Source organism: Vulcanimicrobium alpinum, assembly GCF_027923555.1.
Taxonomy (GTDB): Bacteria; Vulcanimicrobiota; Vulcanimicrobiia; order Vulcanimicrobiales; family Vulcanimicrobiaceae; genus Vulcanimicrobium; species Vulcanimicrobium alpinum.
The window spans coordinates 3048266-3069129 of the sequence record NZ_AP025523.1; the positions used below are offsets into that span (position 1 = coordinate 3048266).

Below are 20864 nucleotides of genomic sequence, written 5' to 3' on the forward strand. Positions count from 1 at the left end.
GGCAAGGCTGTCGACTTCCAGCAGCGCGCTCACGTCGGCGTCTCCGCGATCGCGCCATGTTCGAGCGGCGAGCCGAGATACGCGTCGACGACGCGCCGATCGCGCACGGCGCAGCCCGCCGTCCCCGCAAAGATCGTCTTGCCGGCGGCGATCACCACGATGCGATCGGCGATCGGCATCAGCACCTCCATGACGTGCTCGACCATCAGCACGGTGACGCCGCGCGCGAGGATGCGGCGCAGCAGATCGACCGCGTCGCGGCATTCGGCCGGCGTCAGCCCCGCCATCACCTCATCGAGGAGCAGCAGCGACGGTTCCGTCGCGAGAGCGCGAGCGACCTCAAGCCGCTTCTTGTCGGCGATCGTGAGCGCGCGCCCGAGCCGATAGCGTTTGTCCTCGAGTCCGACGAAGGTGAGAACCTCGCGTGCATGCGCGATCGCGTCGCGCAGCCGCGGGCGGCGCATGAGCGCGCCGGTCGTCGTCGCTTCGAGGACCGTCATGTCGGCGAAGGTCTGCACGATCTGATACGTGCGCCCAATCCCCAGCCGCGCGACGCGGTGATACGCGGTCCCGGCGATCTCGACGCCGCGAAAGCGCACGCTCCCAGCGCTCGGTTTGAGCGCGCCGGCGATGCAGCCAAACGCCGTCGACTTTCCGGCGCCGTTGGGGCCGATCAGGCCGGTGAGGCGTCCTTCCTCAACGGTGAGGTCGACGCCGTCGAGGGCGCGCAGCGAGCCGAAGCGTTTCGCGAGACCCTGCACTTCGAGAAGCGCGCTCACGCCGCACCCTCCGCGGCCAACCGGGCGGGCGGCTGCGCCGCGGCGCCGCGCCGGCGCCGGATCCCATCGACGATCGTCCCGACGATCCCGTGCGGCCGCAGCGCCGCGATCACGCAGATGATCGCACCGTAGATCACCAGATCGTAGCCTTTGCCGGTCCCGCCGAGCTTCAGCGCGACGGCCTTCGCAAGTACGACGTACACCAGCGCGCCTGCCGCGGGTCCCCACAGCGTGCCGATCCCGCCGACCACCCCGATCAGCGCGATGTCGATCGAGACCGAGAGCGCGATCGTCGACGGCGGGTCGACGAAGAGCGTGTACTGCGCGTAAAGCACGCCGGCGCAGGCCGCCATCGCTGCCGACCACGCGAACGCGATCAGCTTCCAGCGCCGCTCGTCGATCCCGACCGAAGCGGCGGCCTGATGGTTGGCGCGTAGGGCCCGCAAGTAGTAGCCGAGCCGCGAGCGTTCGAGCGCGAGCGTCGCGCACTGCACCGCGACGAACAGCACCAGCGCGAGCACCACGTACCAGCCTTTGTCGGCGAACTGCATCGACGCCCAGCCCGCGGCGATCGGGAGTTCGAAGCCGTTCGCGCGGCCGAGCCAGCCCTGCGTGCGCACCAGCGCGTCGACGATCGCCGCCACCGCGATCGTCGCGATCGAGAAATAGTGTCCGCGCAGCGCGAGCGTCGGAAAGCCGGTGATCGCGGCGAGCAGCGCCGCGACGGCCGCTCCCGCCGGGATCGCCAGCCACGGGGAGATGCCGTGCACGACGCACAGCGCCGACGTGTACGCGCCGCAGCCGAAGAAGATCGCGTGCCCGAACGAGATGTTGCCGCCGTACCCGCTGATCCAGTTCCATGATTGACCCAGCGTCGCGTACAGCAGCAGCGTGAAGACGAGGTCGAGTACGACCGCATCGCGGACGGCGTACGCCAGCACGAGTCCGGCGGCGGCGATCGCGGCGAGCGCGATCAGATGCGGGCGCATCAGCGCCGGCCCAGCAGGCCCTGCGGCCGCACAAGCACGATTGCGAGATACGCCAGGTAGACCGGCACCATCTTCAGCTCCGGCGAGAGATAGAACCCGCCGAACACTTCGAGCAAACCGACGAGCAGCGCACCGACCAGCGCGCCTTGGATGCTGCCGAAGCCGCCGAGTGCGACGACCACGAACGCGGTCAACGCGAACGGCGCGCCGGCGGTCGGAAAGACCGGATACGAGAGCATCAGGAGCGCACCCGCCGCGCCGACGCACGCGGCGCCGATCCCGAACGCCAGCCCGTTCACGCGCTGGACGTCGATCCCCATCAGCGTCGCGGCGACGCGGTCCTCGGCGACCGCGCGCATCGCGCGCCCGGTCTCGGTGTATTCGACGAACGCGAAGAGGGCGGCGGTGAGAACCAGCGCGCCGGCGCCTTCGGCCAGCGTCGCCTGCGAGATCGCAAGACCGCCAAAGCGCAGCGTTCCCTGCAACGGCGGGTGCGGCACCGAGAGAAAGTCGCTCGAGAAGAGCGCTTGCGCCAGGCCTTGCAGCAGCACCAGCAGCCCGAACGTTCCGAAGACCGTCGCCTCCGGCGGACCCGCGAGCAGCCGCCGGATGAAGACGCGGTAGACGACGATCCCGAACAGGAACAGCGCGATCGCGACGAGCGGGAGACCCGCGAACGGGCTGAGGCCGATCAGCGCGAGCCCGAGCGTCGCGTACATCGCGAGCATCAGGAACTCGCCGTGCGCGAAGTTCACGACGTCCATCACGCCGTACACCAGCGTGAGCCCGACCGCGACCAGCGCGAAGACGAGTCCCGTCAGCACGCCTCCCGCGAGCAGCTGCGCGAAGGTGGTCAGCGCTTCCACGCCGGCATCGGCCAGATCGGCGCTTTCACCGCGACATCGAACGGCCACACCGTCTCGTACTTGCCGTCCTGGATCTGTTCGATGATCCCCACGCCGCCGACGTTCTGTCCCTGCGCGTCGAACTTGATCTGCTTCCACGGCATCAAGGTCAGAATGCCGGGGATGTTCGTGTTCTGCAGCGCCGTGCGGATCGCGTCGGGCTTCGTCGAGCCGGCGCGGTCGATCGCGTCGGCGAGCACGAGGACGCCCATGATGTCGCGCGCCGTGTTGCCGTCGAGCGGCTTGTCGCCGAAGCGCAGCCGGAACAGCTGGTCGATGAGCGGGACCGCTTTGTTGCGGTGCTTGATGTCGAGCGAGAACACTTCGCGGGTGAAGACGCCCTCCGCGTCCTTCCCTTCGGTCTTCACGAAGCCCGGATCGATGAAGCCGGCGTCCTGCGCCAAGATTCCCTGCAGCAGGATCCCCTGATCCTTGAACCCGCGCATGAACAGCAGCGCGTCGGGCGCGTACGACGCCATCATCACGACGTCGGGCGCGGCGGCCTTGACCTTCTGCACTTCCGCGTTCACTTCGGTCGTCGTCGCCGGATACGCGACGCGCGTGACGATCGTGAAGCCGCGGCGCTTCCCGATCTCTTCTTCGGCGTCGCCGGCGCCGGTACCGAAGAGTCCGTCCTCGCCGACGACCGCGACTTTCTTCACGGCGATCTTCTTGGTGCGGTTCAGGTCGGCGAAGAACTGGTAGAAGTTTTCGGCGAACGTCGCGTCGTTCGGCGTCGTGCGGAAGAACCACTTGAGCCCGCGCGCGGTGAGCGACGGCGCCGACGAGTCGGGGTTGAGGAACGGGATGCCGTAGCGTTCGGCGACTTGCGACGCGGTTGCGGTCGTCGACGAGGCGTACGTGCCGATCAGCGCGACCGCGTGCTCCTGCGTGATCAGCTGCTCCGCGGCGGCGCGCGCCTGATCGGGTTTCCCTTGCGAATCGGCGAAGACCAGCTTGATGCGCGCGTGCCCGAGGTGCGGCAGGCCACTCTTGCCGACCATCGGCAGCGGATAGGAGACGTGCCCGTTCACCAAGTCTGCGGCCAACGTCTGAGCGGTGCGCAGTCCCGCACCGGTCTGCGCCGACGGTCCGGTGAGCGGAAGGATCGAGCCGATGACGATCTCCTGCGGATCGGCGGCGCGCGACGCGAACGGCATCGATGCGACGGCGATCGCGGCGGCGAACGCGAGGCACACACGGCGGGCGGACATACAAACCTCCTTCATGCGAGTGTCGGAACGGGACGTGCCGCGAGCGAGGCGTCGCGCACGCGCGCGATCGCATCGGGGCCGAGGGCGCGCGCGATGCGGTCGTCGACCACGCGCATCGCGGCGACGAAGCGGTCGCGGGCCGCCTCGTCGAGTTCGATCAGGGTCATGCGCCGGGCCAGTTCGGCGTGCAGCTCGGCTTCGAGCCGTTCCGCCTGCAGGCGCTGCTCGGCGATCGCGTCGCGCATCGCCGAGCGCACGATCGCCGCGCGGCTGCCGAGCCCCGCGAGGATCTCGGCGTTGGCGAAGAGCGCGGCCACCGAGACGGCGTGCCGCGTCAGCGTGAGATACCGCTGGCTGCGCCACAGCTCGAGTCCGGCGACGTTCGCGAGCGCGTTCTCCTGCGCGTCGATCTCGCACGCGGCGAGCGCTTCGGCGAGGCGCGGAAACGGCAACGGCACCGCGACGGCGCGAAACGCTTCAGCGAGATGAACGTTGATCGGCGACTGCTGCACGCGCAGCCGGAGCTGCGCGACGTCTGCCGGCGCGCGCACCGCGACATCACGGGTCGTGACCGAGCGGAAGCCGTTGGCCGCATACCCGAGTCCTTCGAGGCCGAATGCTTGCGCGTCGGCGAGGACGCCGGCGGCGAACGGGCCATCGAGAAACGCGTGCGCGTGCGCGAAATCGTCGAGCAGATACGGCAGTTCGATGAGCTGCGCGTCGGGGATGAGGTTGCCGGCGACGGGGACCGTCACCGACGCGATCGCGACGTCGCCGCTGCGCACGTCGACGAGCGTTTGCAGTTCGCCGCCGCGCGCCGCCGACGGCAGGTCGAGCACGATGCGGATCGCGCCGCCGGTGCGCTGTTCGACGAGCACCGCGAAGCGCGTGAGAATGCGGCCGACGATCGAGCGCGGGACGGTCAGGGTCGCGGCGCGCAGGGTGGTGACGACGCCGGCCCGCGGGCGCAGCGCCGGCGCCCCGCGCTCCGGCGCCTGCGCCGTCCCGGCGGCGATCGTCTGCACCACCCGATCGATGCGCGCGAGCGCCGCAGCATCGAGATCGGCCTCCAGGCTGCAGAGTGCGCGGCCGATGGGTTCGAGCCGCGCCGCGAGCGCGCGTCCGGCGTCGGTGGCGTGCGCGCGGATGACGCGCCGGTCGGCGGCGTCCGGCCGTCGCTCCAGCAGGCCCGATGCTTCGAGCCGGTCGAGGTGGCCGCTCAGCGACGAAGCGTCGAGACGCAGTTCGGCGGCGACGTCGCTCGGCCGGAGCCCCTCGTCGCCCGCGACGAGCAGCAGCAGCACGAAGTACGGAACGTAGCTCAGTCCGTACGGCCGCAGACGGCGATTGTACTCGCGCACCATCGCGCGCGCAGCCGCGTCGAGGGGAAATCCCCGAAAATCGGACGGACGCAGCGCCGAACGCCGCGACGTTGTTCCCAACTCGCGCCTCCTCGCCGTGGCGGCGATTCCGTGACGATACGAGCGGACGCCGGTCACGTCAATAGTTCGGTTCCGAAGTACCGGGCCGCCGCGCAAGGAGCGCTCCCGCGGCCAGGCCAACCGAGCCGTGATGCCGCCGGAGATCGTGACGCTGCCCCTGCGCGCGATGATGCAGGTCAGCGCCGGCCAGCCGATTCACGTCATCGTCGAGGTCGCGCTCGACCGCGGCGCTCCCGATCCGTATGCCGACCTCGGCGCGCGCTGCGCGCAGGTCGCCGCGCAGCTCCGCGACGCCGGCGGGACGATCGCCGACCCGCAGGATCCCGCGATCGCGCCCTACGTCTTCGCGCTGCTGACCGCCTCACAGGTCGAGACGGTCGCGGCCTCCGCCGCGCCGATCGCGAGGCTCGCGCTCAACGAGTGGTTCTCCAAGGATGCTCCGCGCGGTGCGCCGTCCGAGTTCAATCGCCGCGATCTGATCCGCGAAGTGATCGCCGAGCCGCTCGCCACCCGCGTGCGTACGACGCCCGGCGCGCTGCAGGACGTCATCATCGATCTCGACGTCACCCGTACCAGCAAAGCCTCACGCGCCGTCGCCGAACAGCTGCTGGGGCGCGTGCAGGCCCGCGATCCGGCAGCGTGCGCGTGGCGCAGCGACGCCGACGCGACGCATCCGTACATCTTCGCGTCGATGACGGGCTACGCGATCCTCGCGCTGATCGACCTCGACCGCACGCCGGCGCCGCCCGAACGCGCGATCTACCGCGTCTGGGAAGACGCGACGGTGCGCGCGTGCATCAACCGCTCGATCGCGACCGTCAAAGCCGACGCGGCGCAGATCGCGTTCTCCGCGACCGGCAAGGGAATCGTGTGGGGCGTCCTCGACAGCGGGATCGACGCGACCCACCCGCACTTCGCGCACTACAAGAACCTCGATCTCTCACAGCGCGCGCCGCTCGCGCACCGCGATCTCCGCGCGGGAGCGAAAGACGATACGCAGGCGCTCGTCGACGTCAACGGACACGGGACGCACGTCGCCGGGATCATCTTCGGCGCGATGTCGCGTGCGTGGGAGCAGCAACCGGTCGCGGTCGTCACTGCGCGCAACGAGGCGGGGATCGAAGAGAAACAGGCCCAGGATCTCGACGCGATCGCCGGGATGGCGCCGCAGTGCACGCTCTTGAGCCTGCGCGTCCTCGACGACGACGCGAGCGGACGCGTCAGCACGATCATCGACGGGATCGATCAAGTCCAGCGCTGGAACGACTTCGGCCGACGCATCGTCGTGCACGGGCTCAACCTCAGCCTGGGCTACCCGTTCGAAGCGGAGTGGTTCGCCTGCGGGCAGAGCCCGCTGTGCATCGAGATCGACCGGCTCGTCAGTTCGGGCGTCGTCGTCGTGGTCGCCGCCGGCAACTCCGGCTACGGCTATCTCTCGACCGAATACACGGGCGCCGTCTCGCAAGGGATCGGGATGTCGATCAACGATCCCGGCAACGCCGAGCTCGCGATCACCGTCGGCGCGACGCACCGCACCGAACCGCATCGCTACGGCGTCTCGTACTTCTCGTCGAAAGGCCCCACCGGCGACGGCCGATCAAAACCCGACGTCCTCGCGCCCGGCGAGCGGATCATCTCGTGCGCGTCGGCGCAGAGCCGGGTGGATCAGACGCTCGCGCCGGCCGGCGGCGCGCCCCCGCTGGCGCTCGCCGCGGGCGCCTACACGTACAAAGAAGACAGCGGGACGAGCATGGCCGCACCGCACGTGTCCGGGATCATTGCGGCGTTTCTCTCGATCCGTCAGGAATATATCGGACGGCCCGGCGAGGTAAAGGCGATCTTCACCGGCACCGCGACCGACCTGCGCCGCGACCGCAATTTCCAAGGTGCGGGGCTGGTCGATCTCATGCGCGCCATCCAATCCGTCTGAAGGGTTCGCCATGATCGCGCTGGGGACGATGAACGCCGCGCTCGTGCACTACGACGACGGCGGCGCGGTGACCGATGCGGACGAGAGCGCGTTCCTCGGCGAGGTCACGGCGCAGGCGCCGCGCCATCTGTTCGTCATCTCGCACGGCTGGAACAACGACGAAGCCGAAGCGCTCGATCTGTACCAGCGCTTCTTCTCCGCGGCCGATCAGGTGTGGGGCGCGGTCACGGAGTGGGACGCGACGCAGGCCGAGTGCTTCGCGTTGGGCGTGATCTGGCCGTCGAAGAAGTTCGACGAGAACGCGTTCGCCGCCGCGTCCGGTTCGGCACCGGGCGCCGCGGCGGGGATCGGCGCGGACACGGTCGATCAGCAGATCGCGGCGCAGGTGAGGGTGCTCAAGCAGGTCGCCGACGATCCCGCGGCGGCCGCGCTGCTCGATCACGCGATCGCGGTGATTCCGCAGCTCAGCGTGAGCCGCAGCGCGCAGGACGACTTCGTCGCCGCGCTCGCCGCGGCGTTCCCGCACCCGCCGCAGGAGCCCGATCCCGGACTCGACACGGGGCTGAACGCGCTCAACACGAGCGCGGGGCACGACGTGCTCGCGCAGATCGTGGCGAACCTGCACGCCGGTCCCGCCGCGGCGGCCGTCGCCGCACACGCCGGCGGCGCCGCGGCGATCGGCGGCGCGGCCGGCTTCAACCCGCTCGGTGCGATCAAGAACGCGGCGCTCGTGCTCGCCAACGTGACGACGTACTGGACGATGAAGGAACGCGCGGGCGTGACCGGCCGGACCGGCGTCGCGCAGACGCTCGCGAAGGCGATGGTCGCCGTCCCGGACGCGACGGTGCATCTGATCGGACACAGTTTCGGCGGACGTCTCGTCACGGCGGCCGCGAACGCGCTCACCGGCGGCATCGCCGGACATCAGGTCGCAACGATGATGCTGCTGCAGGCGGCGTACTCGCACTACGGGCTCGCGCACGACTACCAGCCCAATACCGACGGAATGTTCCGCAGCGTGCTCACCGGGGCGAAGGTCGCGCGCGAGATACAGATCACGCACAGCATCCACGATCTCGCCGTCGGCCTCGCATATCCGATCGCGTCGGCGTTGGCGCGTCAGATCGGCGCCGCCGTCTTCGTCAACCCCTACGGCGGCATGGGCGCCGACGGCGCGCGTGCGACGCCCGAGGCGTTCGAGGACACGCTCGGGCCGGCCGGGACGGCATACGCGCCGGTGCAGGCACCGGCGATCGTGCGCAACCTCAACGGCGACGCGTCGATCTCCAGCCACGGCGACGTGGCGCGGCCGGAAACGGCCTACGCGACGCTCGTCGCCGCGTCGCGCGCGTAGAACGTGCTCTCTACGTTCTCGATCGTCGCGACCGATCCGGGCGCGCACGAAATCGGCATCGCCGTGCAGTCGAAGTTTCTCTCGGTCGGCGCGGTCGTGCCGTGGCTCGCGAGCGACGCCGGCGCGATCGCGACGCAAGCCTGGACGAACACGGCCTTCGGCCCGCGCACGCTCGACCTGCTGCGCGCCGGAGAGTCGCCGGAGATGATCGCGCAGACGCTGATCACGGGCGATCCGAACGCCGCCGACCGGCAGTTCGGGATCGTCGCGCTCGACGGACGCGCCGCGACGTATACCGGAAGCGGCTGCATCCCGTGGGCGGGCGGCGTCGCCGGAGACGTCTACGCAGCGCAGGGGAATTGCCTGGCCGGGCCCGGCGTCGTCGAGGCGATGGCGTCGACGTACACGAGCGCGCGCGGAACGCTCGCCGACCGCCTCGTCGCCGCACTCGCGCCGGTCAGCGCGAAGGCGGCGACAAGCGCGGCCAGCAGAGCGCCGCGCTGATCGTCCTTAAACCCGGCGGCGGCTACGGCGGCTTCAGATCGCTACGTCGACCTGCGCGTCGACGATCATTCCGCACCGATCGACGAGCTCGCGCGGCTGCTCGAGCTGCACAAACTCTATTTCTTCCCACCCGCTCCGGAGGACGTGCTGACGATCGACGACGCGCTTCGGCCGCACGATCGTCGCGCATCTTGCCCGCGCCGGCGCCCTGCCGCACGATGAAGGCCCGTACGACGACGCGGCGCGCGAGGCGCTCGTCGCGTTCATGCACGTCGAGAACCTCGAGAACCGCGCCCGCACCGACAACACGATCGACCGCCAAACCCTAGACTATCTGCACGCCGTCGCGTCGACCCGTTAGATCTCGAACTGCCAGGCGTTCCAGGATTCCACGATGCCGTTGGGGCGGAAGTTCTTGAGGTCGGTGCTCACGGCTTCGATCTGGCGCGGCCACCAGAGGTAGATGAACGGCGCGTCGCGCGCGAGCAGCGACTCGATCGTCGCGTAGGCGCGTTTGCGCGTCGGGCGGTCGTAGTTCGTCAGCGCGATCTTCTGCGCGGCGTCCATCTCGGGACTGCAGTACCGCGACCAGTTGTAGCCGTGCGGCGCGAGCTCGCTGCAGAGCAGCTGCGTCGAATCGTCGGGATCGGACCCGGCGTACCAGGTCTGCAGGCCGAGGTCGTACTTCCCGTCGGCGAGGATCCCGTTCCCGGGCGCCCCGTAGAGCAGCGCTGTCGTGTACCCCTTGAGCGCAATCTCGATCCCGGCCTCGCGCAGCATCGACGCGATGAGCACACTGCGCTGACGGTCCGTCGCGCTGTCGCTGCGATACGCGACGCCGAGCTCCAGGCGCTTCCCGTTGCGCGCGCGGATCCCGTCGACGCCGGCGTGCCAGCCGGCCGCGTCGAGCAGGGCGCGCGCCCGCGGCAGATCGCGACGGCTGGTCCCGGCCCGCGGATCGAACGCCCACAACAGCGGCGGCAGGTCTTCCGTCGCGGCGACGGTGGTGCCGAACGTCGCATCGCGCACGAGCTGTCCCTTGTCGATCGCGAGGCCGATCGCACGCCGGACGCGTACGTCGTCGAGCGGCAGCCGGGACAGGTTGATGATGATCGCATCGTTGCCGTTGAACGGAACGAGCCGCACGTCGACGCCGTCGATCGTTTTCAACTGCGGATAGACACGCGGCGTCGCCTGCGCGAACCAGTCGATCTCGTGCGCGCGCAGCTGGTTGACCAGCGTGTTCTCGTCGGGGACGAAGCGGAGTTCGATCGACTGCAGCCTGGGCTTTCCCAGAAAGTAGCCGGGATTGCGAACGTACTCGATGCGGTCGCCGCGCACCCAGCGCTCGATCTTGAACGGACCGGTCCCCACCGGGCTCTCGTTGAACGGCACGCGGTTGAGATCGTGATACTTCGCGAGCAGGTGCGCGGGCATGATCATGTAGGGCGCGTCGCTGTGCGCGAAAAACGTGTGAACCGCCGGCGCGAACGGCGCTTTCAGGCGGAACACGACCGTGTACGCGTCCGGCGTCTCGACGCGCGCGATCCGGTCGTAGCCGTGACGCGTCGCGACGTTGGTGTTGGGGTTCATGATCGCCGCGACGGTGAACGCGACGTCGCGACTGGTGAACGGCGCGCCGTCGTGCCATTTCACCCCGTGCCGAAGATGATAGGTGATCGTAAGGCCGTCGCGCGAGATCCCGCCGTTTTCGAGCGTCGGCACCTCGGCCGCGAGCACCGGGACGTCACGGCCGGCGGGGTCGGTCGCGATCAGCGGATCGAGCACGAACGTCTGCGCAAACGCTTCGATCTGCTGCGTCGAGAGGATCGGGTCGAGCGTGTTCAGCGTACCGGCGATCCCGATGCGCAGTTTGCCCGGGATCGTCCACGGATGGGTGCCGGCCGGCCGCGCGGTCTGGGCCGCCGGCTGCTGCGCGCAGCCGGCGAGGAGTGCGGCGGCGCACGCGGCACGAGCGAGGTCGCACCAACGGACGCGCGCAAGCCTCCGTCGCCGGACGAGAGCAAGGTGGATCATGAACAGCGGACCTCTGCTGAGCGCCGGATCGACCGGGGACGACGTGCGGCGCGTCCAGCGGCTGTTGGTGATGATGAAGCTGCTGGACTACACCGGCATCGACGGGATCTTCGGACCGCAGACGACGGCATCGGTACAGACGTTCCAGCAGTCGAGCGGACTCACCGCCGACGGCATCGTCGGGCCTGCGACGTGGAGCGCGCTGCCGGCCGATCCCCGCACGCCGCAGCTCGCGGCCGGATCGTCGGGACCCGCAGTCTCGGCGCTGCAGACCGGCCTGCTGGCGTACGGCGGCGCGGGGAGCGCAACCGATCCTGGGCCGATCGACGGCATCTTCGGTCCGCAAACGACGGCCGCGGTGAAGGCCTATCAAAGCGCGCGCGGCACATACGCCGACGGCATCGTCGGCGACGCGACCTGGTGGATCCCCGCCGGCGCCGCCGGCGCAACGCTGGCATCCCTCGCGGGCGCAACGACAGTCTGAAGTCGCGCTGAGCCGGCGTGACGCGCGTTAGGTGCCGATGAGTTCTTTGAGGGCGTGCTGGAAGATCTTCGGGGCTTTGCCTTGGAAGAGCACGCTTTCGTTGCCGCCGATCTGTTTGCGCAGGTTGACGAGTTCGTCGCGCAGCGCCGCGGCCTTCTCGAATTCGAGGTTGGCGGCGGCGTCGCGCATCTTGCGTTCGATCTCTTTCGCCATCGCTTCGGCGACCTCGCGCGGCAGGCGCTCCGCGCGCACCGCAGCCGCGGCGTCGTTGCCGCCTTCGCCGCCGCCGATGAGACTGAGGATGTCGTGGACCTCCTTGCGGATCGTGCGCGGCTCGATGCCGTGCTCGAGGTTGAACGCCACCTGTTTCTCGCGGCGGCGCTTCGTCTCGCCGAGCGCTTTCGCCATCGACTCGGTGACGACGTCGGCGTACATGATGACCTTGCCCTCGACGTTGCGCGCCGCGCGGCCGATCGTCTGGATCAGCGACGTCCCCGAGCGCAGATAGCCTTCCTTGTCGGCGTCGAGGATCCCGACCAGCGAGACCTCGGGCAGGTCGAGCCCTTCGCGCAGCAGATTGATCCCGACCAGCACGTCGAACTCGCCCTTGCGCAGATCGCGCAGGATCGCGATGCGCTCGAGCGTCTCGACCTCGCTGTGCAGGTACCGCACGCGGATCCCGTTCTCGAGCAGATAGTCGGTGAGATCCTCGGCCATCTTCTTCGTCAGCGTGGTGACGAGGACGCGTTCGTTCTTCTCGGCGCGCTTGCGGATCTCGTCCATGAGATCGTCGACCTGGTGGCGCGTCGGCCGCACCTCGACCTCCGGGTCGACCAATCCCGTCGGACGGATGATCATCTCGACGACCTGCGCCGACTTGCCGATCTCGTACGTCGCCGGCGTCGCCGAGACGTAGATCACCTGGTTGATGTGCGCTTGGAACTCGTCGAACGTCAGCGGCCGGTTGTCGAGCGCGGAGGGGAGCCGGAAGCCGTGCTCGACCAGCGAGAGTTTCCGCGAGCGGTCGCCGCCGTGCATCCCGTGCACCTGCGGCAGCGTGACGTGCGATTCGTCGACGAGCAGAAGCCAGTCCTTGGGCAGGAAGTCGAGCAGCGTCCACGGCGTCGAGCCGGACTCGCGCCCCGAGAGCGGCCCCGAGTAGTTCTCGACGCCGTTGCAGTAGCCGACTTCGCGCAGCATGTCGAGGTCGTACCGCGTGCGCTGCTCGAGCCGCTGCGCTTCGAGCAGTTTGCCTTCGCTCTTGAAGAACTTCAGCCGCTCCTCGAGCTCGTTTTCGATCGCGACGATCGCACGGCGCAGTTTCTCGTCGGGCGTGATGTAGTGCTTGGCCGGGAAGATCTTCAGCTCGTCCTTCGACGTGACGTACTCGCCGGTGAGCTGGTTGACGACGTTGATCGCCTCGATCTCGTCGCCGAAGAACTCGATGCGGTGCACCAGCTCCTCGTCGACGCCGACGAACTCGAGCGTGTCGCCGCGCACGCGGAACGTGCCGCGCACGAGGTTGAGATCGTTGCGGCGGTACTGCATCCCGATCAGCTTGCGCAGAAAATCGTCGCGGTCCAGCGACTGGCCGACCCGGATGTCGGCCGACATCTCCATGTAGTCGGCCGGCGAGCCGAGCCCGTAGATGCACGAGACGGAGGCGACGATCAGCGTATCGGGGCGGGTCAGCAGCGATTGGGTCGCCGAATGCCGCAGGCGCTCGATCTCGTCGTTGATCGACGAGTCCTTCGCGATGTAGGTATCAGTGTGCGCGATGTACGCTTCGGGCTGGTAGTAGTCGAAGTACGAGACGAAATACTCGACCGCGTTGTTCGGGAAGAAGTCGCGGAACTCGGCGCAGAGCTGCGCGGCGAGCGTCTTGTTGTGGCAGAGGACGAGCGTCGGCTTCTGGACCAGTTCGACGATGCGCGCCATCGCCATCGTCTTGCCGGAGCCGGTCACGCCGAGCATGGTCTGGGCGCGGTCGCCCCGCAGGACGCCCTCCGCGAGCGCCTGGGTGGCGGAGGGCTGGTCTCCGGCCAGCGGATACGACGAGACGAGCTCAAATTTCGGCATGCGGCTTCCCCCTGAACCGCAACTACGGCGAAGAGGTTGACGCCCCCGCGCGACCGCGGCGCGCGGCGAGTTCGCTCCGCGACGAGAAGCCGAGCTTGGCGAGAATCGCTTCAACGTGCTTCTCGACGGTGCGCTCGCTGATCGCGAGTTCGGCGGCCACCGCGCGATTCGACTTACCCGCGGGAAGCAGGCCGCTCACTTCGCGCTCGCGCGGGGCCGGCTCGTTGGGCGCGACATTGCCGGTAAGCTCCAGCGCTTGCGCGCGCTGGTGCGGCAGATTCAGCTCCGCGCAGCGCGACGCCACCTTGCGGCGCGCGCGTGCCGTGTCGCGGTCGCCGCCGCGGCGCGGCCGCCGTAGCGTCGAACAGCGAGGTACGCGAGCCCGAGCGGGTTGTTGGGACGCGCCACGCCGCAAGCGATGCACGCGCGATCTCGACGTCGCCGGGTCGCGCGTATGCGGCGGCCGCCATCATCACGCGATACTGCGAGAACCCGCGCCCGCACACAGCGAGCGTTCGATGCAGCAGCGCTGCAGCGTCGTCATAGCGCCCTTCACCGGCATACGATTCGGCGAATGCGCTGGCCATCTCGCCGATGAACGGCGCCCCCGCTCCGGGAGCAGCTTTCGAGCATGCGATCGGCGTCGAGATAGCCGGTGAGTTCAGGGCGCAGCATGTGCGTGGAAAGCCGCATCGACACAGCGGTCAGCTTGGCGAACACGAAGCCGGGAAAATCGACGGCATCGAAGAGCGGAGCTGCTTCGTTCAAGCACGAGAGGGCGTCCGCAAAGCGCCCGCGCCGCAGATGGCACTCCGCGCAGTTGCGGATTTCGGGCCGGTAGTGCAGCGTGCGCGCGGTGGCGAGTGCGGCGTCGTCGAGCCAGCGGTTTCCGCAGGATACGAACTCGTCGGACGCACGCAGCCGTCCGTTCGATCTCCATCTCGCGCGCGATTCCCGGTCATCGGAAGCCGCCGGGCCCGCGTAGCTCGCAGCCCGATCGGCCGCGCAGCTGGTGACCGTGGCGATCGTTCCGGCCTGAGCGGACGGCAAGGGCGACATCGTGATCGTAGCGGCATTCGCGGATGCGAGGCCCAGGACATTCGCAACGGCGAAAGCGGTCAGGGAACGGTAAGCGGTCATTGGTCTCTCCTCCCGAGGCCAACGCTACGCCGATGCCGCGATCGGCGCGTCCGCGGAACTACGCAAAGTGGCGCACGGCCGGTACGTAGGATTCGACCAGCCAGGACCGTCGGACGGGCCTGCCCGAACGATATAGAACGCTTCCCCTGTGCGCCGAGGCGCTTCCGGAGGCAGAAGGAGCCCGTCCGTGATCCAGCCGCCCCTGTTGTTCAGCGGGACTTCCAACCGCCAGTTGGCGGACGAGATCGCGAAGCGGATGCAGACGCGCGTGGGCAACGCGCTGGTCGATCGCTTCAAGAACGACGAGTGCCGCATCGAGATCCGCGAGAACGTGCGCGGCGCCGAGGTCTTCGTCGTGCAGTCGCTGTGCCGCTCGCCGCACGGCGCGACGGTGAACGACTCGGTAATGGAACTGCTGCTGATCATCGACGCGCTGCGCCGCGCGTCGGCGAACCGCATCACGGCGGTGATCCCATACTACGGCTACGCGAAGCAGGACAAGAAGACGAAAGGCCGCGAGCCGATCTCGGCCAAGCTGGTCGCAAACATGATTGAGCGCGCGGGCGCCGAGCGGATCGTCACGCTCGACCTCCACGCCGCGCAGATCCAGGGCTTCTTCGACATCCCGGTCGACAACCTGATGGCGGCGCCGACGCTCTGCAACTACCTCAAGCAGATGAAGCTCGAAGGCGACCGCGTCGTGGTCGTCTCACCCGACGCCGGCGGCGTTCCGCGCGCGGAGACGTTCGCCAAGCGGCTCAAATCGACGCTCGCGGTGATCATCAAGCGCCGCCCGGAACCCGACGTCTCGGAAGTCACGCACATCGTCGGCGACGTGCAGGGGAAGATCGCCGTCGTGGTCGACGACATGATCTCCACCGGCGGCACGCTCGTGAAGGCGGCCGAGGCGCTGCGCAAACGCGGCGCGACCGACGTCTACACGCTCGCGACGCACGGCATCTTCGCCGGTGACGCGATCGCCCAGTTCGAGAAGTCGGAGATCAACCGCGTCATCGTCACCAACACGATCCCGCGCACGATCGACTCGGCGAAAGTCGAACACCTCGAGATCGCGCAGATCCTCGCCGACGCGATCAAACGCATCACCGCCAACCGTTCGGTCTCCGAACTCTTCGCCGCCGACGACGCCGAAACGCCGGCACCGCCGGCCGGCAAGCTCGAAGAACCCTCGCCCATCAACACCACGACCCTCACGGCGGTCCCCGCCGCGGTCGCCGCAAGTTAGGACAGCACCCGCACCATCATGGCCAAACCCCACGCAGTCGCACTTCTCAACCTCGAAGCCCGCACCGAGGTCGGCACGACCGGCGCGCAGCACGCGCGCCGCGCCGGCAAGGTCCCGGGCGTCGTCTACGGGCACGGAAGCGCGACGCCGATCGCGATCGACGCAAAAGAACTCGCCGACCTGATTCTCTCCGGCAGCAAGAGCCACATCGTGCAGGCGTCGGTCGCCGGGAAGACCGACTCGGTGCTGCTGCGCCGCATCGAAACCGACCCGATCAGCCGCAAACCGCTGAGCGTCGACTTCCAGCGCGTCACCAAGGGCGAGACGATCTTCGCGACCGTCAACGTCGTCACCGAAGGGACGCCGATCGGCGTCAAGGATCAGGGCGGCGTGATGGACGTGATCACCCACTGCCTCGAGCTCAAAGGCCCGGCCGACCGGATCCCCGACGTCCTGACCGTCGACGTCAGCGCCCTCAACGTCCACGAGCACATCACCGCAGCGCAGGTCCCGTTGCCGAAGGGGTTCACCCTGGTGACGCCTCCCGAGACCAATGTGGTCGCCGTCGAGATCACCCGCGCCGCCGTCGGTGCCGAGGAGGAAGCGGCGCCGGCCGCCGCCGCTCCGGCCGCCGAAGCAGCGGAGCCCGCCGCGGAATAACCGCGGCGCGCGCGTTCGTCGATGCAGAACGGGCTCGCGAGCGGCGAGCTCTCGATGGTGGTCGGCCTGGGGAACCCGGGTGCGAAGTACGCGCGCACCCGCCACAACGCCGGCTTCATCGTCGTCGACGAGCTCGCGCAGCGCTGGGGCGTGCCCGGCTGGCAGAAAAAGAACGAGGCGCTCTACGCGCTCGACCGCGACCGGCGCTCCCTGCTGGTCAAGCCGCAGTCGTACATGAACCTCAGCGGGCCGCCGGCGCAGGGGCTGGCGACGTTCTACAAGATCCCGCCGCAGCGGATCCTGGTCGTGGTCGACGAGCTCGACCTCCCGTTCGGGACGCTTCGGATGCGGGCGCAGGGCTCGGCCGGCGGCCATAACGGGCTCAAGTCGCTGATCGCCGTGTTCGGCACCGGCTTTCCCCGCCTGCGGATCGGAATCGGGCGCTCGCACGAGGGTGACGCGATCGATCGCGTGCTGGGACCGTTCAGCGACGAGGAGCTCCGGGGGCTCCCCGAGATCGTCGACCGAGCCGTCGCCGGGGTCGAGATCTGGCGGACCGAGGGCATCTCCGCCGCGATGAATCGGGTGAACGGGACCAACGTCCCTAAACTCTAGCGAAGACGGGCCGATGGTCCCGGTATGCTCCGCATCGCAGCCGTCGTCGCGGCGCTCGCGCTGGCGGTTCCGCTCGGCGCGTCGGCGTCCGAAGACGGCCCCGTTCTCATCGCCTTCGTCCATCCGCGCCCGCCGCAGATCCAAACGGGCGCGGCCCGGGCGCTCTTCGCCGACGTCAACGCGGCCCGCGCATTGCGCGGCCTCCCCGCGCTCCTGCCGGACCCCCAGCTCGACGAGATCGCGCTGACCGTGGCGCGCGAGATGGCGGCCCGCCATTACTTCGGCCACACCGATCCCAACGGCATGACCTTCGCCGACCGCCTCCAGTCGGCCGGCTTCCGCTTCCGCTTCGCCGCCGAGAACCTCGCGTTCGACCGCGACGAACCGCACGCAAACGCGGCGCTGCTGCGCAGTCCCGGCCACTACGCGAACATCATGGACGCACACCCGCACCGGCTCGGCGTCGCCGCGATCGCCGCCGGCGAGGGCGAGATCTTCTACGTCGAGGAGTTTTCCGACTAACGGCGGGTGGATCGGCTGGACTCCGGCGAGCGTTGGGGGAATAAGGAGCCAACGATGGACTTGCACGGCCGTACCATGGTGATCCGCGTCGATGAAGCGACGCTCGGTGCCGAAGGCGGCACGTTCTTCAGCGACCTGGTGTTCCTCGGAAATCTCGGCATGCGCCCCGTCGTCGTCGCTCCGACGGCCGACGCCGCCCGCGCGGTGGTGCGCTCGATGAACCGCAGCGGCGATGCCGCCGTCGGTCTCTCCGGCGCCGACGCGGGGATGATCCCCGCCGCCGCCGGCACGATCGGCGCGGTCCAGACGAAGCTGCTGACGACGCTGCTCGACGCCGGCTACGTCCCGGTGATCGAGCCGCTCGCGTTCGGATTCACCGGAACCGACGTCGCGGTCGCCGCCGACGACGTCGCGCAGGCGCTCGCGAGCGCGGTCGGCGCGGCGCGCGCGATCTTCTTCAACGACCGCGGCGGCGTGATCGACGCCAAAACGCAACTGCTCGTCGATCAGCTCACGCCGGCCGAGGCGCTCGCGGTCGCCGACGACACGACGCTGGGCGAGGATCTGCGCGCAGCGGTGCGCGCGGCGGCGCTCGGCGTCCGCGGCGGCGTCGGCGCGGCGCAGATCTGCGACGGCCGCGTCGCGCACGCGGCGATCGTCGAGTTTCTCACCGCGCGCCACCTCGGGACGCAGGTCGCCGGCACCGTCTACATGGGCTGACGCGCGGCGCGCGTCAGGGCGACGGCGAGGACGGCGGGTTCGCCGTCGCCGGGCCGCCGCCCGGACACGGGTCGGCCGTCCCGGCCGCCGCGGCGATGCGGCCGCCGAGCGCCGGACGATCGTCGAAGTACCAGCGGATCGAGCGGCGGTCGCAAAGCGGGACGAGATCGTCGTCGGCGAGCCGGACCATCGCGCGCACGGTCGCCGCGCGGTCGGGGACGGCGGCGAGCGCGATGCGGTCGGCGCGCGTCTCGAGGTTGCGCGCGTAGCCGGTGTAGATCGGATACAGCACGATCAGCACCAGGCCGAGGAACGTCGCGACGAGGGCGAGCCGCGAGAGCGCGTCGTCGTCGCGGCGGAAGCCGACGCGGTCGCTCAGCAGCACCGCGAGCGCCGCGCCGAAGACGAACAGCGTCACCGCGAAGAGCGTCTGACGCAAGGGATCGGCGGTGAGCACGTGCGCGTCGGCGTGCGCGAGCGCGATGCGCAGCTCGGGTTCGGTCACGTGCGCGAGCGCGACGTCGCCGACGACCGCGCGCGACGTCGGCCCGATGCCGGCGGCCCGCACGCTCATCGCGTTGCCGCGGCGCGACGTCGCCAGCACGACGACCGGTCGATCGGGGACGCCGACCGCACGGGCGACCTCGGTCGCCAGCGCCGTCACCGCGTGCGGCGTCGTCTTGTGCGGCGTCCCCAGCGGAACGATCGGCGCAAGCGCGACCGCGAGCAGCGCGCCGCCGTAGAGCCCGGCAGCGACGTAGAGATACCAGGCGCGCACGTTCTCGACCAGCGTGAGCACGACGCTCACGACGAGCGCGCCGATCGCCGCGTCGAGCAGCACGCGCATCAGGTAGCCCAGGATCCAGACGTCGAGGCGCTGGTCGGTCACGCCTGCGTTGAACCCGACGCGATAACTCACCAGCGCGAACGGGAACGCCGCGATCGGCGCGATCGCACCGAGCACCGCGCCGAACGCCGCACGCTGCGCGACGCGGCTGCGCGTGCGGCGGCGCACCATGTCGCGCACGCGCGCGCCGGTCCCGGATCGCCACAGCCACCACACGGCGAGGATCTGCGCGATCGCCCAGCCGATCGACGCACCGTGCCGCAGGTCGGCGATCGCGCGCGCCCGTCGCTGGCGGCCGGGGTCGACCAATCCCGCCGCGTCGCGCGTCAGGAGGACGCGATCGGAGAGGGCGTCGACGCGCGCATCCAGCCGCGTGCGCGCGCTCGCCGGCGGCGGTGCGAACGCGCATGCCAGCGCGACGACGGCGGCGATCGTCACGAACACCCGGCGCAGCGCGCCGGCCGGCAGACGCAGCGAAGCGGCCCTCAGCGTGACGCCGCGACCGGCACTTCGTCGGGAAACGCCGAGGGGTGTTCGCGATCGAAGCGCTTGCGGTACTGCTCCCACCCGCGGAAATTGCCCGACCACGCGTGCGTGTCGGACGCCGGCGTCGCGACGTGCTCGAACGGCGACCAATGTCCGTTCGCGCCGCCGCCCACGAGCCGTTCGTACAAGTCGAGATCCTTGGCGTGATCGCGCGTCCCGTCGTGCGAGAGGTACGAGACGCGGGCGCAGCGCGCGACGCTGATCTTCAGCCGCTGGTCGAGCGGGAGCACCGCTTCCTCGTCGGCGAGGATCAGCGGCGTGTGCCAGTCACCGATCCCGAGCGCCCGCGGTGCGCTCGCGCGATACGCCGCCAGCATCAGCTCCGCGGCGTGCTTGATCTCCGGCTGCGCGTCAGGATGGGTGCGCTGGGTGAAGAAATTCGACCATTCGGTCGCGGTAATGATCACGGTGATCCACGCGAACGGCTCGAGAATCCGGTTGACCAGCTGCTTGTGCAGGTTGATCTCCGGCGCCGCAAGGCGCTCGGCGTGCGCGAGCGCGTCATCGAGCGCTCGCCGCCATTCGGCCTCCGCCGCTTCGCGCGCCGCGGGATCGATCTCGCCGAGGGCCTGCATCCCGCTCTGATTGCGCCCCCACCAGATCGGCATCGCGGGGTCGCGGCGCACCGCGTCGATCATCGTCCGGATCGGGATCGCGCGCGAACTCGCGGCGTTGCGCGAAAAGACCCGGTGCGTCATCAGTTCGGCGTGGATGAAGCGCGGGTACCGCACTTCCATCGTCGTCAGGCGGATGCCGCCGGGCGACAGGCTGTCGAGCAGAACGCGCGCGGAGAATCCCATGCTCGGCGCTTCGCCGGTGCGTCCGGCAACTCCATCCGCGCGGCGGCTGCG

At 69.6% G+C, this 20864-nt stretch carries 22 protein-coding genes; 10 read left to right on the top strand and 12 right to left on the bottom strand.

Annotation, left to right across the window (positions count from 1 at the left end):
- Positions 1–29: 29 nt before the first annotated feature.
- Genes WPS_RS15595 through dctP form a run of 5 tightly spaced genes read right to left on the bottom strand, consistent with a single transcriptional unit; the run spans position 30 to position 5449 of the window.
- Complete coding sequence (locus WPS_RS15595; RefSeq protein WP_317995381.1) at positions 30–779, bottom strand: ABC transporter ATP-binding protein; 750 nt, start codon at positions 777–779, stop codon at positions 30–32.
- Positions 776–1768, bottom strand: a complete 993-nt coding sequence (locus tag WPS_RS15600; RefSeq protein WP_317995382.1) for a branched-chain amino acid ABC transporter permease — start codon at positions 1766–1768, stop codon at positions 776–778. The genes WPS_RS15595 and WPS_RS15600 overlap by 4 nt, the downstream gene beginning before the upstream one ends.
- Positions 1768–2634: a branched-chain amino acid ABC transporter permease gene (locus WPS_RS15605; RefSeq protein ID WP_317995383.1), complete on the bottom strand. Its 867-nt coding sequence runs from the start codon at positions 2632–2634 to the stop codon at positions 1768–1770. Before WPS_RS15605 ends, WPS_RS15600 begins: the two co-directional genes overlap by 1 nt.
- Entirely contained in the window at positions 2622–3887 is a 1266-nt protein-coding gene (locus WPS_RS15610) for an ABC transporter substrate-binding protein (protein ID WP_317995384.1), read from the bottom strand. Before WPS_RS15610 ends, WPS_RS15605 begins: the two co-directional genes overlap by 13 nt.
- Before the next feature lie 11 nt (positions 3888–3898).
- Complete coding sequence (gene dctP / locus WPS_RS15615; protein ID WP_317995385.1) at positions 3899–5449, bottom strand: TRAP transporter substrate-binding protein DctP; 1551 nt, start codon at positions 5447–5449, stop codon at positions 3899–3901.
- Positions 5450–5459: 10 nt separating this feature from the next.
- On the opposite strand from dctP, the gene WPS_RS15620 reads away from it, so the two are divergent.
- From WPS_RS15620 to WPS_RS15630, 3 genes are read left to right on the top strand one after another with little or no spacing between them, the layout of a single operon-like run.
- Positions 5460–7259 (top strand): S8 family peptidase, encoded by a 1800-nt coding sequence (locus tag WPS_RS15620; protein WP_317995386.1) that lies wholly within the window; start codon positions 5460–5462, stop codon positions 7257–7259.
- A 10-nt stretch (positions 7260–7269) separates the two neighbouring features.
- A complete protein-coding gene (locus WPS_RS15625; RefSeq protein ID WP_317995387.1) occupies positions 7270–8613 on the top strand; it encodes a hypothetical protein in 1344 nt (447 codons plus the stop codon).
- 3 nt (positions 8614–8616) lie between these two features.
- Complete coding sequence (locus tag WPS_RS15630; protein WP_317995388.1) at positions 8617–9117, top strand: DUF1028 domain-containing protein; 501 nt, start codon at positions 8617–8619, stop codon at positions 9115–9117.
- A 33-nt stretch (positions 9118–9150) separates the two neighbouring features.
- Here the strand turns inward: WPS_RS15630 and WPS_RS15635 are convergent, their stop codons facing one another.
- The gene (locus WPS_RS15635; RefSeq protein ID WP_317995389.1) at positions 9151–9384 is read right to left on the bottom strand and encodes a hypothetical protein; all 234 of its coding nucleotides are present in this window, start codon (positions 9382–9384) and stop codon (positions 9151–9153) included.
- Between WPS_RS15635 and WPS_RS15640 the strand changes: the two genes are divergently transcribed.
- Complete coding sequence (locus WPS_RS15640; protein ID WP_317997570.1) at positions 9326–9478, top strand: putative peptidoglycan binding domain-containing protein; 153 nt, start codon at positions 9326–9328, stop codon at positions 9476–9478. The genes WPS_RS15635 and WPS_RS15640 overlap by 59 nt on opposite strands.
- Here the strand turns inward: WPS_RS15640 and WPS_RS15645 are convergent.
- Entirely contained in the window at positions 9475–11154 is a 1680-nt protein-coding gene (locus WPS_RS15645) for an ABC transporter substrate-binding protein (RefSeq protein ID WP_317995390.1), read from the bottom strand. The two genes, WPS_RS15640 and WPS_RS15645, sit on opposite strands and share 4 nt — an antisense overlap.
- Here WPS_RS15645 and WPS_RS15650 point away from each other — a divergent pair.
- Positions 11153–11638, top strand: a complete 486-nt coding sequence (locus WPS_RS15650) for a peptidoglycan-binding domain-containing protein (protein WP_317995391.1) — start codon at positions 11153–11155, stop codon at positions 11636–11638. The two genes, WPS_RS15645 and WPS_RS15650, sit on opposite strands and share 2 nt — an antisense overlap.
- Positions 11639–11665: 27 nt before the next feature.
- Here WPS_RS15650 and uvrB read toward each other — a convergent pair whose 3' ends face one another.
- From uvrB to WPS_RS15665, 3 genes are all read right to left on the bottom strand, one after another.
- Entirely contained in the window at positions 11666–13717 is a 2052-nt protein-coding gene (gene uvrB / locus WPS_RS15655; RefSeq protein WP_317995392.1) for an excinuclease ABC subunit UvrB, read from the bottom strand.
- Positions 13718–13739: 22 nt separating this feature from the next.
- A complete protein-coding gene (locus WPS_RS15660; RefSeq protein WP_317995393.1) occupies positions 13740–14141 on the bottom strand; it encodes a helix-turn-helix transcriptional regulator in 402 nt (133 codons plus the stop codon).
- Between the two features lie 128 nt (positions 14142–14269).
- Positions 14270–14857, bottom strand: coding sequence for a hypothetical protein (locus tag WPS_RS15665; protein WP_317995394.1), 588 nt, complete (start codon positions 14855–14857; stop codon positions 14270–14272).
- A 187-nt stretch (positions 14858–15044) separates the two neighbouring features.
- Between WPS_RS15665 and WPS_RS15670 the strand changes: the two genes are divergently transcribed.
- From WPS_RS15670 to WPS_RS15690, 5 genes are read left to right on the top strand one after another with little or no spacing between them, the layout of a single operon-like run.
- Positions 15045–16103, top strand: coding sequence for a ribose-phosphate diphosphokinase (locus WPS_RS15670; protein WP_322107852.1), 1059 nt, complete (start codon positions 15045–15047; stop codon positions 16101–16103).
- 18 nt (positions 16104–16121) lie between these two features.
- Positions 16122–16763 carry a 50S ribosomal protein L25 gene (locus WPS_RS15675; protein WP_317995395.1) on the top strand — a complete coding sequence of 214 codons (642 nt, stop codon included), beginning with the start codon at positions 16122–16124 and terminating at the stop codon, positions 16761–16763.
- Positions 16764–16784: 21 nt separating this feature from the next.
- Positions 16785–17378 (top strand): aminoacyl-tRNA hydrolase, encoded by a 594-nt coding sequence (pth, locus tag WPS_RS15680; protein WP_317995396.1) that lies wholly within the window; start codon positions 16785–16787, stop codon positions 17376–17378.
- A gap of 24 nt (positions 17379–17402) precedes the next feature.
- Complete coding sequence (locus tag WPS_RS15685; protein WP_317995397.1) at positions 17403–17900, top strand: CAP domain-containing protein; 498 nt, start codon at positions 17403–17405, stop codon at positions 17898–17900.
- 54 nt (positions 17901–17954) lie between these two features.
- Entirely contained in the window at positions 17955–18620 is a 666-nt protein-coding gene (locus WPS_RS15690) for an amino acid kinase family protein (protein WP_317995398.1), read from the top strand.
- A gap of 13 nt (positions 18621–18633) precedes the next feature.
- Here the strand turns inward: WPS_RS15690 and WPS_RS15695 are convergent, their stop codons facing one another.
- Together WPS_RS15695 and WPS_RS15700 are read right to left on the bottom strand one after the other, a co-directional pair.
- Complete coding sequence (locus WPS_RS15695; protein WP_317995399.1) at positions 18634–19911, bottom strand: M48 family metalloprotease; 1278 nt, start codon at positions 19909–19911, stop codon at positions 18634–18636.
- 41 nt (positions 19912–19952) lie between these two features.
- Positions 19953–20813 (bottom strand): FAD-dependent thymidylate synthase, encoded by an 861-nt coding sequence (locus tag WPS_RS15700; RefSeq protein ID WP_317995400.1) that lies wholly within the window; start codon positions 20811–20813, stop codon positions 19953–19955.
- Positions 20814–20864: the final 51 nt, after the last annotated feature.